General features: G+C 58.9%; 20 protein-coding genes. All 20 read right to left on the bottom strand.

What is annotated here, in order from left to right; all coding sequences use genetic code 11:
• Positions 1–2847 carry a phage tail tape measure protein gene (locus FHU12_RS25460; protein ID WP_141972496.1) on the bottom strand — a complete coding sequence of 949 codons (2847 nt, stop codon included), beginning with the start codon at positions 2845–2847 and terminating at the stop codon, positions 1–3.
• The gene (locus FHU12_RS25455) at positions 2840–2962 is read right to left on the bottom strand and encodes a GpE family phage tail protein (RefSeq protein WP_023456045.1); all 123 of its coding nucleotides are present in this window, start codon (positions 2960–2962) and stop codon (positions 2840–2842) included. Before FHU12_RS25455 ends, FHU12_RS25460 begins: the two co-directional genes overlap by 8 nt.
• Positions 2963–2994: 32 nt before the next feature.
• Positions 2995–3276: a phage tail assembly protein gene (locus tag FHU12_RS25450; RefSeq protein ID WP_060418393.1), complete on the bottom strand. Its 282-nt coding sequence runs from the start codon at positions 3274–3276 to the stop codon at positions 2995–2997.
• 54 nt (positions 3277–3330) lie between these two features.
• The gene (locus tag FHU12_RS25445) at positions 3331–3840 is read right to left on the bottom strand and encodes a phage major tail tube protein (RefSeq protein WP_023447563.1); all 510 of its coding nucleotides are present in this window, start codon (positions 3838–3840) and stop codon (positions 3331–3333) included.
• A 15-nt stretch (positions 3841–3855) separates the two neighbouring features.
• Complete coding sequence (locus FHU12_RS25440; protein WP_141972494.1) at positions 3856–5025, bottom strand: phage tail sheath protein; 1170 nt, start codon at positions 5023–5025, stop codon at positions 3856–3858.
• A gap of 273 nt (positions 5026–5298) precedes the next feature.
• Complete coding sequence (locus FHU12_RS25435; RefSeq protein WP_141972492.1) at positions 5299–5820, bottom strand: tail fiber assembly protein; 522 nt, start codon at positions 5818–5820, stop codon at positions 5299–5301.
• A gap of 1 nt (position 5821) precedes the next feature.
• Entirely contained in the window at positions 5822–8356 is a 2535-nt protein-coding gene (locus FHU12_RS25430; RefSeq protein WP_260440759.1) for a phage tail protein, read from the bottom strand.
• 9 nt (positions 8357–8365) lie between these two features.
• On the bottom strand, positions 8366–8899 hold the full coding sequence (locus FHU12_RS25425; RefSeq protein WP_015379109.1) for a phage tail protein I: 534 nt from the start codon (positions 8897–8899) through the stop codon (positions 8366–8368).
• Positions 8892–9800 (bottom strand): baseplate assembly protein, encoded by a 909-nt coding sequence (locus FHU12_RS25420; RefSeq protein ID WP_141972488.1) that lies wholly within the window; start codon positions 9798–9800, stop codon positions 8892–8894. The genes FHU12_RS25425 and FHU12_RS25420 overlap by 8 nt, the downstream gene beginning before the upstream one ends.
• Positions 9801–9804: 4 nt before the next feature.
• The gene (locus FHU12_RS25415; protein ID WP_033639346.1) at positions 9805–10155 is read right to left on the bottom strand and encodes a GPW/gp25 family protein; all 351 of its coding nucleotides are present in this window, start codon (positions 10153–10155) and stop codon (positions 9805–9807) included.
• On the bottom strand, positions 10152–10781 hold the full coding sequence (locus tag FHU12_RS25410) for a phage baseplate assembly protein V (protein WP_141972486.1): 630 nt from the start codon (positions 10779–10781) through the stop codon (positions 10152–10154). The genes FHU12_RS25415 and FHU12_RS25410 overlap by 4 nt, the downstream gene beginning before the upstream one ends.
• 74 nt (positions 10782–10855) lie before the next feature.
• Complete coding sequence (locus FHU12_RS25405; RefSeq protein ID WP_141972484.1) at positions 10856–11605, bottom strand: hypothetical protein; 750 nt, start codon at positions 11603–11605, stop codon at positions 10856–10858.
• A gap of 83 nt (positions 11606–11688) precedes the next feature.
• Positions 11689–12135 (bottom strand): phage virion morphogenesis protein, encoded by a 447-nt coding sequence (locus FHU12_RS25400; RefSeq protein WP_141972482.1) that lies wholly within the window; start codon positions 12133–12135, stop codon positions 11689–11691.
• Positions 12122–12598 (bottom strand): phage tail protein, encoded by a 477-nt coding sequence (locus FHU12_RS25395; RefSeq protein ID WP_122078044.1) that lies wholly within the window; start codon positions 12596–12598, stop codon positions 12122–12124. The genes FHU12_RS25400 and FHU12_RS25395 overlap by 14 nt, the downstream gene beginning before the upstream one ends.
• Positions 12570–12800 carry an Rz1-like lysis system protein LysC gene (lysC, locus tag FHU12_RS27305; protein ID WP_260440758.1) on the bottom strand — a complete coding sequence of 77 codons (231 nt, stop codon included), beginning with the start codon at positions 12798–12800 and terminating at the stop codon, positions 12570–12572. Before lysC ends, FHU12_RS25395 begins: the two co-directional genes overlap by 29 nt.
• Positions 12694–13122, bottom strand: a complete 429-nt coding sequence (gene lysB, locus FHU12_RS25390) for an Rz-like lysis system protein LysB (RefSeq protein ID WP_141972480.1) — start codon at positions 13120–13122, stop codon at positions 12694–12696. Before lysB ends, lysC begins: the two co-directional genes overlap by 107 nt.
• Complete coding sequence (locus FHU12_RS25385) at positions 13119–13631, bottom strand: lysozyme (protein ID WP_141972478.1); 513 nt, start codon at positions 13629–13631, stop codon at positions 13119–13121. Before FHU12_RS25385 ends, lysB begins: the two co-directional genes overlap by 4 nt.
• Positions 13615–13824, bottom strand: coding sequence for an HP1 family phage holin (locus tag FHU12_RS25380; RefSeq protein ID WP_015379117.1), 210 nt, complete (start codon positions 13822–13824; stop codon positions 13615–13617). The genes FHU12_RS25385 and FHU12_RS25380 overlap by 17 nt, the downstream gene beginning before the upstream one ends.
• A 2-nt stretch (positions 13825–13826) precedes the next feature.
• Positions 13827–14030, bottom strand: coding sequence for a tail protein X (locus tag FHU12_RS25375; RefSeq protein WP_141972476.1), 204 nt, complete (start codon positions 14028–14030; stop codon positions 13827–13829).
• Entirely contained in the window at positions 14030–14518 is a 489-nt protein-coding gene (locus tag FHU12_RS25370; RefSeq protein ID WP_102984937.1) for a head completion/stabilization protein, read from the bottom strand. Before FHU12_RS25370 ends, FHU12_RS25375 begins: the two co-directional genes overlap by 1 nt.
• Positions 14519–14605: the final 87 nt, after the last annotated feature.

Below are 14605 nucleotides of genomic sequence, written 5' to 3'. Positions count from 1 at the left end.
TTACCCTTCGTAGTTCATGCGGCTGCGCGCGGCGGCCGCGTGTTTGCGTCGTTCGGCCTCAAGCTGGCGCGAGACTTCGCGCGCAATAGATGCCGCATCTTGACCGGGGGCACCGTACACCTGAATCGTGATCGGGGCTGGCGCCGTGGCAGGTGCAGCAGCCGGGGCCGACGCCATCACCGGCGTTGACAGCGATAACATCGCCGCCGACAGCGCCGCCGTTTTCCGGCGCCCGGTGACGTTGGCCGGGCCGTTGACTATTTCCGGGCCACGCTCGCCGACGATGCCAAACTGGCCGCGCGGGATGATACCGCCCTTGTCGAATGCCCCTGCATAGCCCGGCCCCGGCATCAGCTCAGGTGCCGGGCGGTTGTATGAAATCGCCGGGTTAACCTCCGCCTCATCGTCGCCAAACTTCATCCAGTCAGGCAGCATATCCGTGAGGCTGGAAAATTTGTCTTTCAGCGCCTGCCAGCGTTCGCTAATGCCGTCAATGACCCCGTTGATCATGTTCATCCCGGCTTCTTTGAACTGCCCCGGCAGTGCTTTAGCCCCGTTTACCAGCCCCTCCCATTTGCCATTAAGCCAGCCGGTCAGCCGATCCCATGCCTGAACCGTGGCGGCGCTCAGCGCCAGCCATGCCGCGTTAACACGCTCGCCGATGGTGTCCCAGACAGCGGCGGCACGCTCCGCAATGCCGCTCGCAACGCCCCAGATGCCGGTCAACAGGCCGGGCAATCCGCCCAACAGCTGCAGCGGCAGGCTCAATCCAGCCGCGATCCATTCACCGAACATGCGCCCATAGCGCGCGGCCGTCTGGAGTTCGGCCTGTGAAGATTTCACCGGCTCGATCAGCTTGCCGAACCACTGCCAGACGTTGCGCACCATGTTCAGCAGCGGCGTAAATGCGCCTGCCAGCGGGACAAGCGCGGCGCGCATCGGCGCGAAAGCGGCGCTGAAGCCTTCGCCGATGCCCCTCAAAAAGGCGCTGATAGGCTCCCAGTATTTACGGATAGTCAACGCCACACCGACAATCACCGCCGCCGCAGCGACCACCGGCAGGGTGATCACACTGAATGCGGCCGCAATCCCGGCGCCAACGGTGGTAAAGACCGTTCCCAGCAGCCCGGCCCCGGCGATCAACATATTGACCCCGGCCATCACCGGCCATGCAATAAGGCCCAGCGCAGCGAGGCCACCGATCAGGGCCGTAACGCCCGCCGTGACTTTCACCAGCGTGCCGACCAGCTCAGGATTGGCCTTCACCCATGCCCCCGCCTTGGTGAGCCATTCGGTGGCGGAAACCGTGAGTTTGCGCAGCGCTGAATTCTGGCCGTCGAACACCTCAATGCGAACATCTTCCCACGCCGAAAACAGGTTTTTCAGGTCGCCGTCGAGGTTGTCCACCTTCACTCGGGCAATCTGGGCCGTAGCCCCTTTTGACTGTGTGACGGTGCTGTGTTTTTCGCTCAGCTTGCCGTTACCGGCGGCGTCAATCAGCTTGATAGCGCCTTTCATCGCCTCTTCGCCGAAAATGACTTTCAGGTATTCGGCCTGCTGCGCGGTGCCGAGCTTGTTGGTTTTAAACGAGCCGTTAATTTTCTTGAGGATGTTCGCGATCGGCAGCATGTTCCCTTTGCCGTCCTTTGTTTTTACGCCCAATTCTGACAACGCATCAGCCGCCTGCCCGACGGGCGCCTGTAACCGCGTAAACATCGCACTGGCCGCCGTACCGGCCATAGACCCCTTGATGCCGTTATCTGCCAACACGCCCAGCAAAGCGGTGGTGTCCTCGATACTGGCCCCGGCCGCCTCGGCGATCGGCGCGACGTACTTCATCGCCTCGCCAAAATCCATCAGGTTGCTGTTCGAGCTGGTGAAACCTTTGGTCATCACGTCCGCGACGCGCTGGATCTCGTCTATCGGCATGTTAAACGCCGATTGCATGTTGGTGATGATGTCGGCCGCGTCGGCGATGTCCAGATCGGAGGCCAGCGCCAGATTTACCGTTGACTCGGTCGATTTCAGAATGGCATCGCCGTTAAATCCGGACTTGGCGAGCACCGATTGCGTGCGGGCGACGTCCGTCGGCGAAAACGCGGTCGTGGCGCCAATATCCCGCGCCTGCTGGCGAATGGCGGCCAATTGCTGGTCATTTTTCGCCAGCCCTAACGTGGCTTGCGTGTCTGACATCTGCCTGTCGAACTGCACCCCCGGCGCAATAAACGCCCCTTCAGCGACCAGCCCGGCGGTAGCGATACCCAGCCCGGCCGCGCTGGTATTACGGACAGCCGCGGTTGCCGATTGCCCGGCACGGTAACGCGCGCCGACGCGGTTAACCTGATCTTGTTTCTTGCTCAGGCGATCCAGCTCGCCGCGCTGGCGGCCCAACGCTGTCGTGGCTTCGCTGGCGCTGGCCTTCAACCGGCGCTGTTCGGCGCTCAGGTTCCGGGTAGCGATGCCGTCAGCGTTGAGCGCGTCACGCTGGCGCTGCACCGACTGGCGCAGACCGTTGTATTTCGTCTGCAGCTCGGCGGCGGCGCGCCTTGATGCCTCCAGCAAGCGCGCTTGCTGCGCCGTGGGCTTTTCCGTCGCCTTGAACTGGACGGCCAGCGCGGCCGCCTCTTCCTTGGCTTTCTTTAGTGCCTTGCCGGTAACGGCAAGCTGCCCCTGCGCCTTGCGAAACCCCTCAATCCGAGCGCTTTGCGCGTCCAGAGCCTTGAGGGTTTGCTGCGTGGTTTTGATGTCACCGGCAAGCTGTTTGCTTGCCTGTTGGATACTCTTTAGCGGGCGGGTGGCTTGGTCTACGGCCTTCAGCAGCACCTGTAGCTGCAGGCTTTTACTCATCGTGATTAACTCCGCTGCGTTGCAGTGCCAAATGGCGCCAGTTCAACAGCTCCGTGAGCGTCATTCCGGCCATTTCAGACGGCGGCCAGTGGAAGATCACCGCGATGTCCGCCATCAGGTCATCAACGCCCAGCCGGGCGTCGGGGATTACGCCGCCGAGTTCGGCGACAAAAAACCGACCACTTTCCCGGCCAGCGCCACCAAATCCGGCAGCTCAAGGCGCGCGCATTCTTCTTTGGTCAGGTTCGGCACGGTCACACGCGGCAGCACAACCAGCAGCGCGTCAACATCGGCATTGGCGATCGCCGCCAGCCCGACGCCACGCAGCGCGCCCGCGTTAGGTTTAATCACCTGCACCTCGGTGATGGTGGTTTCACCGCGCTGGATCGGGGTGTCGAGGGTAACGGTATTTTCTTTTGCGTCTTTCATGGTGTTCTCTCAAATCAGGGGGAAAAGGGCCAGCCCGGCGGGCTGGCGCAAAAATTACAGGCCGATCGCCTTGCGATGCTCGGCCAGCCGGTCAACGCCGTTGACCTTTTCGACCATGTTCACGGTATCGACCTCGATCAGCTCTTTGCCGTCCACGGTCAGCTTGAAGTAAGTACACTCGGTGGAAACCTTGGTTTCGGTATCCTCGCCCTGCTTGTACTCGCCAAAATCGATTTCTTTGTGGCGGCCACGCATCACCACTTCCACAGCGGACACCTCGCCGGTGTCGTCACGCTGGAAGGAACCGGCAAAGCGCAGCGGCACAGCATCGACGGCGCCCCACTGCTTCAACACCAGCTCATCAATGCCGCCCATCGACCACTCAACGGCCAGCGCGTCATCGTCCAGCCCCATATCGATGGAGGCCGCGCCGTTCATGCCGCCGCCCCGGTATTTCTCCAGCTTGCGGGTGAGCTTCGGCAGCGTCAGCGAGGACACCACGCCCATGTAGCTGTAGCCGTCGTTGAACAGGTTCAGGTATTTCAGTTTTTTCGGCAGTGCCATGTTCTAACGTCTCCTTTAGCGGTTCACGGATGCCGCAAACGTCGCCAGATAGCGATCGGTGATGCGCTGGCGCAGGGTTAAATCTTCCAGCGGTGGCACCGGCGTGTAGTCGTAATCGATAAACAGCTTGCCCGCCTTCAGGGTTTCCTTGGTGTTGGCGCTTTCGTCGTACCAACAAGTACCGTCGATAATCAGCCCGGCGGATTTCAGCTCGCGGAATTTCGCGTTGATACCGTCAATCATGTCGCGCACCAGCGTAGGCGTTACCGGGCGGTCAACGGCCCATAGGTGCGCCTCGGCCATGGTGTCGGCCAGCACCTGCGCTGTGCGGGTGTAGTTCTCGAACATGAACAACGGATCATCAGAACAGGTGCGGGAACCCCAGAATTTAAAGCCGTCTTTGCGGATCAGTGTGGTAACGCACGCCTCGTTTAACAGATCGGCATCGGTGCCGGGCGCCTGCAAATCCCAGAACACGCTGGCGGTGATACCGGTCACGCCGTTAACGCCGACGTTTGAAAGTGTCTTATGCCAGCCCGTTTCCGTGTCGATTTTGGCGCGCAGCCCCAACGCGCGAGCGGTGGCGTAGGCGATGTCGCTCTGGTTGGCGGTGGTGTTCCAGCTGACAAAATCCGGCCAGATCAGCATCAGCTCGCGCTGGCTGAAATTGTCGCGGTACTTGGTAGCCTCCTGCACGGTTTTACAGCCGTGGGCGCTGATATAGCCGAACGCGCGCAACTGCTGGCAAATACCAGCGAGCGCCGTCGCGACCTCCTGATTATCCAGCCCCGGCACGCCGAGGATGCGCGGCTTAACGCCCAGCTCAGCCTGTGCAGATAACAGCGCTTTCATGCCGGTGTAACGGCCTTCCGCATTCGCGCCGCCGATGATATTGGAGGTGGTTTCCGCCGCGTCTTTGCCGGTGGCAACGCGAACAACCACCGTGACCGGCTTCGCCTGTTCGGCGATCGCCCGCAGCGACGCCGCCAGCGTGCCTTTTTTACCGGCCTTGCCGGAGGCGGCCAGCACGTCAGTGATAAGTACCGGGGTGTCGAGCGGGAAAACCGACGCGTCGGCATCCTCCGCCGTGCAGACCATGCCGACGATCGCCGTCGATACGGTGGAAATAACGCGGGTGCCGTCGTTGATTTCGACGACGCGCACGCCGTGATGATAATCGCCCATTAACTTGCTCCATGGTGAGTAGGTGCAGGCATGATGACGCCCGGCACGCCGGGCCGCACGCGGTGGGTGCTGGAAGGCCGACCAGACAACAGGCAGGGCCGGATTGGGGGATTTTGAGGAAATAACGATCGCTCGCGCCGATCAATAACGCTGTATTGATCTATGCAATCAATTGGACGGATTTTAGCCGGGCGGGGTAATGTCGAAAGGTAGATGCGGCAACATCAGGGAATACCGCAAATACAAAAGCCCGCATCGCTGCGGGCTTTTTTCTTAGGCGCCGGGTGCCACCGGCCAGTCAATTTCCGAGGCCGACATATCAAGACGATTCAGCGTCACGCGGTATTTTTTCCAGTCCGCCAACAGCGCTTTTTCTGCCTCGGTCGCCATATCCAAATCAACAGCATCCTGAAGCGGCGCAACAGCCGCGCCCGCTATCGCCAGCAATTCATTTTTTCTGGCTTCAGCCCTCGCCATCATTTCTTCTGCGGAATAGGCGCGCGGGCTCACCTTCTTACCGTCAAACACCCACTCACCATTAGCCAGACAGCGCTTTGGGAGTTTCGTTGGGTTCAGCTCAATAACCGATAAGCCAATCGGCCACAGCATCGACACATCGCTGTTAATCACACAGATAATGCCGCTTTCGTCATAAGCCAGTTTTACGGTGTCCGGCGAAAACAATTTTTGCGCGGCGTACCAGTCAATACCGTTATCATCCTGAAGATAAATCACGTTCTCGCCAAGGAATAATTCTCCCGGCGTGTATCTCTTCAAATTCTTAATGTGTTGCATTTTACACCGTTCCAATTGTTGCCCATGTGCCGTTAATCAGCACCTGAACCGCTGAATAAGCGCCCCAGATTGAGGGGTTGTAGTTTGAGCCGGACATGCCGGTATAAACACAGCCCGACGGTAAATCGATGCGCCCGCCGGTATCCGCGATAACCGTGCGCCCGGCCATGCGCACACCCTGAACCAAATTCTGATAGGCCCAGTTCTGCGCATTGTTCTGCGCAGCCGAGATATTTTGATTAAGCCAGTTGCTGAGGTAGCCGCCCCAGCAGCTGCCCTGTACGTTGCCGTCAGGGTGCCACGTCGTCCCGCTGGAGGTGGTGATCGCGGGCCAGTTACCGCCGATATGAATACCCGACTCAAAAGCGGCGGCACCGGTTCTGACATCCACAGAGAACGGACGCAGGGCGTTGAATGTGCCGTATTGGTCATTTTCGTTTGTCAGCAGCAGATAAAGCCGATTGCCGTCATTGCGCCAGAAGGAACCGAACCCGCCGCCGACCATGCGATAATTATCAATATGGGTAGATTGGATCTCCGCGCTGGTCTTTAGCGTCCCGGTTAACTGCCCGCCGGTCTTCGCCAGATAGCGGCCATCTGCTTCGGTTTTATTCCAGGCGTTAACGTCACCGGCCAACAAATTCACATCAGCGGACAACGGCTTACCGTTCACCTTGATAGAGCGCAGCGCGTATTTCTGCGCGGCCTGCGCATCCGTCAGCGCGCCAACGTCAGCGGCCGTCGGCTTGTAGTGTGTCGTGTACACCTGCGCCCAAGCCTTAGCCGTCGCCGGATTATCTTCCCGAGGAGAACGTAGCCAAAACTCCGTATTACCCGAGCCGATCGCAAATTGGACATGCCGGTATTTGTTGAGTTTGAACGTCATCAAATTACCGAGATTCCCTTTAGTCAGTGGATAGCCGACTGATTTATCGCCGAGCTGTTCAAGGGTGAAACCGTCCGGCCGTGTGAGGTCGCTGTCGGCGTTTGTGGCCTGCAAGCTTTCGCTGGGGAAAACCACGCGCGGCAACGCAAGCGCCCCGGTCATGGTATCGCCCGCCCGTTTCACATAGCGCCCGTCGGCTTCGGTTTTATTCCATGCGTTGACATCACCGGCCAACAGATTGACATCCCCGCTCAACGGTTTGCCGTTCACCTTGATAGAACGCAGCGCGTATTTCTGCATAGCTTGCGCATCCGTCAACGCGCCTGTTTCTTGCGCGGTAGGCGGTTTCGCCGTCGTATAAATACGCGGGTTTGCCCCCTGATTAGGCTCAGTTCCCCAATGCAACTCGTTATCCATCCCCAAACCAAGACGCATCAGTGCCTTCCCGGCGACTTGGAAACCGATTGATAAATTACTCTGTGCTGAAGGGCGGCTCATGACCAACGGCGTATGCTGGTTTCCCTCAATATTCAGTGAGTCCCCATCCGTTTCAGCGTTGCCGGGCTTAATAGCCAGTTTTTTAACCGTGCCGCCGGACAGCATCAGAAAACGGCCGTCAGCTTCGGTTTTACTCCATGCGCCGACATCGGCGGCCGTCGGTTTGTAATCGGTGGTGTAAATCCGTGACCACACCACCCCATTTTCCGGCCGGTTAGAACGGCCAATAAAACCATGTCCCAACCCCGACACGCTGACATAGCCCGTTGAGGGTGCGGCATCGCAAGGCAGGCTCAGCACCCCGGCGGCAATATTTCCAGCGATCGGCGGCTTGTTCTCAGAGGTCGCATTCAGCCGGTAAATTTGCGCAGTGTTGCAATAAGCGTTATCGAAAGCCCGCGCGCCCGCCCCCAGACCAAACGCGCCGACGGCCATCAGTTGCCCGCCTTCTACCCCGACGTTGCGCGTCGCGGCATCACCCAGCGCCAGATTGCCACGCGCGGCGGCCTTGTCGGGCAAGTCGGACAGATTGGAGGCCTTTTTCATGCTGGCATCGCTGACAGTTTTAAGCGCCTTCGGCGTGCTGGCTTTCGTTTCGTCGGTGCTGGTCGTTGCGCTGCTCAGCTGTACCAGCCCTTTCGCCGTGGTGCTGGCGTCCGGGTGGTTTCGGGTTTTCTCATGCGCGGCGATCGCGTCGGCCACAAAATCCTTGGTCGCCAGCACGGTGTCGCCACCGGCGATCACCTGAATCGCCTCGGTGCTGCTGACAATCAGGATCATGCGCAGCGTCTGCGTGCGGCCGCTGCCCTCTTCCAGCTTCGGCTTGTAACTCTCCGCCATGTTGCTGGCGGCAATCAGCGTCCCGGCCTCGTCATAGAGGCCCATTTCACGCAACCACCACCCGCCGACGTTCGCCGGAATAATCATCTCGGCCAGAATGTGATTTTTCAGCGCCTTATCGATAGTCAGCCCGTTGAGTGCCGCGCGGTATTTCTCGTTGACGAGTTTTGTTTGCGCCGGATTGGGCGTCGGCAGCGTGCCGTTCCCGTCGCCGACGGCCATAGAGACGATTTTCAACTGCGTGCCGCCCGCGCTGGCGGCGGCAATCTTGGCCGCCCCGGCGGTGGTAATAATCGCTTTGTATTTGTTCATGATTTTCTCTTATCCGGGGTAAACGGTAATAACATCGCCATCAATGGCGGCCGCGCCGGTGTAAATCCGGCCGGGGATGTCCTGCAAAATGTTGAGGCCGATCAGGTGGCGGCTCAGGGGCTTGGCGTCGGCGATAAGGCGCTCCATTTCCTGATACATTTCCTCGGTGATGCCGGTTTCCAGCACGCCAATATCCAGCCGGAAGGTGCCGGGCGGATCGGCGCCGTCGGTATGGAACCACTCGATAACGTTAATCAGGTAGCCGAGCGGCTCCACCACACGGCGCACTGCGCCGATGGTGCCCTTATGCCGGTGAATGTAGAACGCAGCGGACACCACACCCCGCTTGACGTCCTCCGGCCACGCCTCATCCCAGCGATCGACAGAGAACGCCCACGCCAGATAGGGCAGCAGATGCACCGGGCAGGTTTTCGGGTTCCACAAATCACGCAGGGGAACCGGCACGCGCTCCAGCTCAGCACACGCGGCGGCGGCAGCAACTTCCAGCGGTGAGGAGCCGACAGGCAATAAGCGGTTAGTCATCGGCGCGCCCGGGAGTGATGTTCACGCCGGTGCAGTAACCCGCCTGCGTTTTATCCAGCACGATGTCGGCGGCAGGCTTGATAATCTCCACATGTTCGACGCCTTCAACGGTCAATGCCGCATTCATGCTTGAGCGCCGGATACTGCGCCCGAGGCGCCGCATATTTTGCACATAGGCGTGTAGCCGTTTGTTTGCGGTGTCGAGGATGGGCGCCACCTCCGGGCCGGGATACAGGTATAAAACGGCCTCGATAACATACGGAGCAATTTTGGCTGATTGCACGATGACCCGATCGGCGACCGGGCGCACGTCCTCATCATTCAGCGCGTCGCGGACAACCTGCAGCAGTTCGGGGCTTGCGGTGCCGTCGCCGTCCCGCGACAACACGGTGACGGTCACGTTAGCCGGTGATGGGCTGATTGCCGTCACATCAGCCACCCGGCCATCGGCCGAGCGGGCGTGAAAACGATAGGAACCGGCCGATCCCGCCGTGCTCATCCCTTCGAAAGCATCCTGCAGGCGCAGGCGGTAGTCTTCATCCGCTTCCATAACTGCCGGTGTCGGCGGAATAGTGCTTTCATCCGCCGGGGTGATCACCAATCGCGCCGTGTTGAAGTTGGCGCCGATCTGGTCGAGATCTTCGCCGGTGGCGTGCGCCAGCATCACCGCTTTAGCGGCATCATTGACGCGCTGGCGCAAAATCACCTCGCGGTAGGCGTTCTCCTGCAGCAACTTAACGATCGGCTCCGACTCCAGCGCCAGCGTGCGCGCGACGGCCTCCCGCTGTTCCTCCGGGTAAAGCGAAATCAGCGTCGCCTTACGCTCTGCCAAAATGTCTTCATAATCCAGCACCTCAACGACAATCGGCGCGGGCAGTTGTGAAAGGTCAATCGTTGCCATGGTTTTAGCTCACAGGAACAGACAGCGACAGCGCGCCGGGGGCATCGGTGCGGGTGCCGGTGATGTCGATCACCATCTTGCCGTCATAGGTGGTATTAAAAGCGATGCCGGTCAGCTTGACGCGTGGCTCCCACGCCAAAATCGCGCTGTAGCAGGCGGCCATAATCTGCAGGCGCAGCGCATCGTTCTGCGGCTGGTCGAGCAGCTCAGAGAGCAATGAGCCATAAGCCCGGCGCATCGGGCGCGAACCCTGCGGCGTGATCAGGATGTCCGCCACGGACTGGCGAATATGCTCGATGTCCGTCAGCGTGCGGCCGGTGCCTCGGTTCATGCCGATATATTTGGCGCTGTTCATGTTGGTTTCCCCGTTTTCCCGCCGCCGGTCTGGACGCCGCCGTGGGTGTGCGAATCAACAACGACGCCATTCGACGAGAACGAGCCGCCGCTGTGTTCGATGTTCCCGCGCATCGCCCCGCCTTTTTGCACTTCCAGCGTGCCGGTGGTGAGTTTGTTGGTGCAGACCACCTCCGGCGCATCGAGCGTGATTTTGTCAGCCGTAACGATCACCACTTTGGTGCTGGCGGTGATGGACTCCGACGCCTGCACGTCGGCGGTTTTAATGCCGGACACGCTCAGCGCGCTGGTTTCCGGTTCATACTCGATGACCGCGCCATCCGGGAACGCGATATGCAGCGCATCCGCAGACGCAGACGGGGCCGGGAAGTCATCGGAGAAAATGCCGCACAGCACAAAAGCGGTATCGAGTTCGCCACCCAGCGCAAAGATCAGCACCTGCTCGCCGACGGAAGGCGCCGACCAGCTGCGGGTACGCCCAGCGCGGAAATTTAGCCAATTCAGCCAATCGGTAAGATTGCCGCCGGTTTCGACGCGGCATAGACCGTTATCAAGGTCAACGGTGCTCACGGTGCCGATGCGGATCAGGTTGCGCAGCAGGCGCAAAATGTCGTGTTGATTGTTCATGTGGGAAGGATGCCGCCCGGCACGGGCGGCGACAACGCGATGAGGTTGGAAGGACTAAGACACAACAGACCAGTTCAGAAAAATGATGTGAAAAAGCTCACTGGGGCATGCAAAACATATAAAACATATTGAAGGTCATTATTTTTTAATGCCCAAAGCGTATTTGATGCTAAAACATACCCAATGAATGCAACACCAAAATGATAGCAAGAGAATTTAATTACCTCGTCAAAGTCCCTTTCCTTTATATATGCAAAAGTAGAGTATATTAACGAAACAAAAACCATCACAAAACCAAAGGTAATGATGAACATATAAAGCAACCCTGTTACATATTCAATGTAGGACAAGGAAGGTCTAAATGAGGCGATAGCGCTAAACAATCGCCCGTAGTAGCCTTGATAATAGTCCCAAAAACTCGCCATATTAACTACTGTGCAATAAGCCAAAACGCTTATCAACAATGTTAGCACTATATAAAGGAGATCCAATGCACGCTCGCCACCGTAATTACGAATTGTCATCACCACTCCAACAAGGCAAAATACTACTGACAAAAATGAGAATGAGTACAACGCCACTCCAAAACGAGAACCAAAGACAGGTAGCAAGAGAAACACAATTACAAAAAGGACATTCCAAAAATATTTAAAGTTTTTCTGGGTTTTCTCCATGTAATTATTATATGTAACAGAGTTTCCATCACCATTAATAGTAGGACTCTGGTTATTGATAACACTCTTCACCTTTAGCGCTTTAAAGCTTACAAGCGAACCGAGAGCAATCGATACAATCGACTCAAAGTTAAAAATATTTTCCAGCATAACGCCACCTTATCCATGGATGCAAAAACACCTTATTATTATATTATCGACAACATGGCAAGCCTTTGAGTATAGATAATCAGCTAACGACTTAAATGCATAATCAGTTCATCTTCAATTGTTTCTATATCATCCGGGCCAAATCCCAGTAACGGACGGGCCTCATATTTTACCGCCTCGCTGTGCGGCGTCGGCCGATCGCGCAGGCCGTAATGGTGAACGTTTACCATGCGTTTCACACGCCCGACAAACTCAACCACGGCCGCATCGCTGTTGCCCTGGGCTTTCAGGTAACGGGCCGTGCGCAGCTTGGAGAACATTGCCCGATCGCGCAGGCGCTTTTTGTTGCGAAGCCGAGTTTTGCGCGGCGCGTAGGGTGTGCCGTCCGGCGCCTGCTGGCGTTTGATGTGTTGCTGTTGACCGGCGCGTAGGCGCTTTGAAACGGCAACGGCCAGCGACTTACGCGACTGCGGCGACAGCTTGGCAATCAGTCCGGCAAGCCGGGTGTCAAAGGGATTAAGCTCGCTCATGCCATTCACTCACTAATTCGCCGTGAACAAAGAGCTGCATCGGCCGCGTCACGTCCTCCGGTAACGGCGGCTCCGGCAGGTGTTCAACATGCAACGCGCCATCGCCTTGCTCTTTCACCAAAACACGCTCGGTCAGCTGCAGCGACACGCTGAAATCGTAAGAGCCGTTGTTGTTGAAGTCGCTCGCAAAGGTGATCCCGGTGCGGCGCTTTTCCTCCGTTGCCATGATGTCCGGCTGGTTTTCCCGTAGCCATGCCTGAATCGGCACCATGATTAAATCCAGATCGCCGGTGTAGTCCAAAAACAGCAGGTTCAGCGTATAGCGGTACTCATGGGACAGCGAGGTGGCAAGCGTGGCGGCCACATTGCCGCGTTCTACCCGCACTTGCAGGTTTTCAGGGTTGCGCTGTAGCCACGGCAGGCAGCTTGTCAGCTCAGCGCGGAGCTGTTGCGGTTTTAACATCGTGTTGTTCCTGACAGTGTTTTATCGTTTCGACCTGCACCGCGCAGGCCGCCAAGGCGTTTTCAAGCTGGCGAATATCGGCGCTCAGATCGCCGTTAGTCGCCGGGCGGCTGGCCGGGATGTGGCACGGACTCACTTTCGGACAGCCAACGTAGATAATCCGCGGCGCCGGTGAAGCCGGGCCGCTGGTGCAGCCGGGCAACGTCAGCAGGCAAAGCAGTGTTAAACCAATCGCGTAATTGCTGATTTTCATTGAGTAGTCTCTGTATTTTCTGCTCGCGCGTCAGTGCCAGCCGGTGCGCGGCGTTTAGGTCGCCCCTTAACTTTTCCTCTTCCTGCGCCAGCACACCTGCCGCCGCCTGCAGCGTGTCGATCGCCGCGCGGGTATCGGTCAGCGCCGCCGCTATCCGGCCGTTCTCCTGCCGGGCGCTTTCCAGCCGTTCACCCAACGTGACAACCTGCCATTTCATCCAACCGGCGACGACCAGCGCCAGCACCAGAAACCAGCCGATCGCGCGGCTCATTGCGCGGCCCCGATCAGGCAGTGGGCCAGCTCCGCCGCCCGACGCCGTTCCAGCCCCGGCGATTTGACGCCGTTGACGAACACCCAGCGCGGTAACTGCTGGCAGGCGCTGCGCCAGTCCTGCCGCTTGATGAAACCGGCCAGCGTAGAGCCGCAGGCGGCCGTGACGCCGACGTTAAAGGCAAAGGACACCACCGCGTCATAAACCGGCGGCGGCATCGTGACAGGCATACAGCGCCCTATGCCGCGCTCCACGCGATACACGTCGGCAACGAGGTTAACGGCAGCTTGGCGCTCGCTGATAACCGCGCCGGGCTTTACCCCGGCCGTGTGGCCGATGCCGCTTGTCCAGACGCCCGCCTGACACTGGTAAGGGGATAAACGGCAGCCCTCGAAATCGGCCAGCAGGCGCAACCCGGCCTCAGAGATCTGCAGCGCGCTGAATTGCGGCAGCAGCACCGCCAGCGCCAGCACGGCGGCCACGCTGCAGCGTTTAGCGATTGAGTTCATCGTAAACCCTCCGGCTGACGCCCAACTTGTTCAACAGCTGGTAGCTTTTGCGGCGGTAGTACCAGTTAACGAGGAACGTCCCAACGCCAACGGCGGCGCCGACCATAAAGGCGATGTCCTGCGGACTGTATCGGCCAATCCAAGCGAGAAAGGCCGCTACGGTATAGGCCACCCACGACGTAATTTTCTCCATTGCTAATCCCATAAATTGACGGTTTCACGCTGCGGCGCGGCGGTCACTTCCGGCAGCTCGACCGGGTGGCCGTGGGGCAAAATCGCCCCGGCAGCGGCCAGCCCTTCATTTAGCGAATAGACCTGCTCAACCACGCCCTGCGTGCGCCCGTAGTAGCGCCAGCAAATAGCGTCAACGGTGTCGCCCTGCAGGGCGTAGACTCTCATCAGAGCAGCCCGATGATGCAGTGGCTACGCTCGGCCACGTTACTGATCGCGTTGCGGGCGTTGCGCCACAGCTCACCGATCGAGGCTTCGACCACATCAGCCTTGCGGCCGCCGGTGGCGGTGGTGTCGAAACTGCGGTATTGCTCCGAGAGCGTCGCCATGGTCATCGCGCTAACGGCATTGCGGTATTCGCTCACCCGCACGCTTTCGCCGTCGAGCTGTTCGCCCGGCACATCCTCAAGCCGCTGATAGCCGTCGGCCATTTGGTCGCGGCGGAAAGTGAACAGCTCGGCGTTCACCTCCGCGATCGCGCTTTTAATTGCCAGCCGCAGGCGCGGGGCGGTGATGCTGCCTTCAATGCGCATCACGTCGCGCACGTCCGCCGGGTCAATGTCCGGCCAGAAAAAGACGTTTTTAACGATCGGCTCATCCTCCGGGCGCGGTGCTGGCGCGTCCGGGCGTGGCCGTTGGATCACAACGGTGCTCATATGACCTCAGAAAGTTAGGGGGCGGTGGACGACGGCGTTGACGAGTTGAAACCTGTCGCGGCCGTCGTGCCGCCCGGCGCGGGGCGC

The organism is Serratia marcescens (assembly GCF_006715005.1).
GTDB lineage: Bacteria > Pseudomonadota > Gammaproteobacteria > Enterobacterales > Enterobacteriaceae > Serratia > Serratia montpellierensis.
The sequence above is the reverse complement of the archived record's forward strand: the minus strand, read 5'-3'. Positions and strand labels throughout refer to the sequence as shown.

Excerpts from the sequence above, each read along its gene's own strand:
- FHU12_RS25460 (WP_141972496.1), bottom strand. The coding sequence starts at position 2,847 with ATGAGTAAAAGCCTGCAGCTACAGGTGCTGCTGAAGGCCGTAGACCAA.
- FHU12_RS25455 (WP_023456045.1), bottom strand. The coding sequence starts at position 2,962 with ATGGCGGACATCGCGGTGATCTTCCACTGGCCGCCGTCTGAAATGGCC.
- FHU12_RS25450 (WP_060418393.1), bottom strand. The coding sequence starts at position 3,276 with ATGAAAGACGCAAAAGAAAATACCGTTACCCTCGACACCCCGATCCAG.
- FHU12_RS25445 (WP_023447563.1), bottom strand. The coding sequence starts at position 3,840 with ATGGCACTGCCGAAAAAACTGAAATACCTGAACCTGTTCAACGACGGC.
- FHU12_RS25440 (WP_141972494.1), bottom strand. The coding sequence starts at position 5,025 with ATGGGCGATTATCATCACGGCGTGCGCGTCGTCGAAATCAACGACGGC.
- FHU12_RS25435 (WP_141972492.1), bottom strand. The coding sequence starts at position 5,820 with ATGCAACACATTAAGAATTTGAAGAGATACACGCCGGGAGAATTATTC.
- FHU12_RS25430 (WP_260440759.1), bottom strand. The coding sequence starts at position 8,356 with ATGAACAAATACAAAGCGATTATTACCACCGCCGGGGCGGCCAAGATT.
- FHU12_RS25425 (WP_015379109.1), bottom strand. The coding sequence starts at position 8,899 with ATGACTAACCGCTTATTGCCTGTCGGCTCCTCACCGCTGGAAGTTGCT.
- FHU12_RS25420 (WP_141972488.1), bottom strand. The coding sequence starts at position 9,800 with ATGGCAACGATTGACCTTTCACAACTGCCCGCGCCGATTGTCGTTGAG.
- FHU12_RS25415 (WP_033639346.1), bottom strand. The coding sequence starts at position 10,155 with ATGAACAGCGCCAAATATATCGGCATGAACCGAGGCACCGGCCGCACG.
- FHU12_RS25410 (WP_141972486.1), bottom strand. The coding sequence starts at position 10,781 with ATGAACAATCAACACGACATTTTGCGCCTGCTGCGCAACCTGATCCGC.
- FHU12_RS25405 (WP_141972484.1), bottom strand. The coding sequence starts at position 11,605 with ATGCTGGAAAATATTTTTAACTTTGAGTCGATTGTATCGATTGCTCTC.
- FHU12_RS25400 (WP_141972482.1), bottom strand. The coding sequence starts at position 12,135 with ATGAGCGAGCTTAATCCCTTTGACACCCGGCTTGCCGGACTGATTGCC.
- FHU12_RS25395 (WP_122078044.1), bottom strand. The coding sequence starts at position 12,598 with ATGTTAAAACCGCAACAGCTCCGCGCTGAGCTGACAAGCTGCCTGCCG.
- lysB (WP_141972480.1), bottom strand. The coding sequence starts at position 13,122 with ATGAGCCGCGCGATCGGCTGGTTTCTGGTGCTGGCGCTGGTCGTCGCC.
- FHU12_RS25385 (WP_141972478.1), bottom strand. The coding sequence starts at position 13,631 with ATGAACTCAATCGCTAAACGCTGCAGCGTGGCCGCCGTGCTGGCGCTG.
- FHU12_RS25380 (WP_015379117.1), bottom strand. The coding sequence starts at position 13,824 with ATGGAGAAAATTACGTCGTGGGTGGCCTATACCGTAGCGGCCTTTCTC.
- FHU12_RS25375 (WP_141972476.1), bottom strand. The coding sequence starts at position 14,030 with ATGAGAGTCTACGCCCTGCAGGGCGACACCGTTGACGCTATTTGCTGG.
- FHU12_RS25370 (WP_102984937.1), bottom strand. The coding sequence starts at position 14,518 with ATGAGCACCGTTGTGATCCAACGGCCACGCCCGGACGCGCCAGCACCG.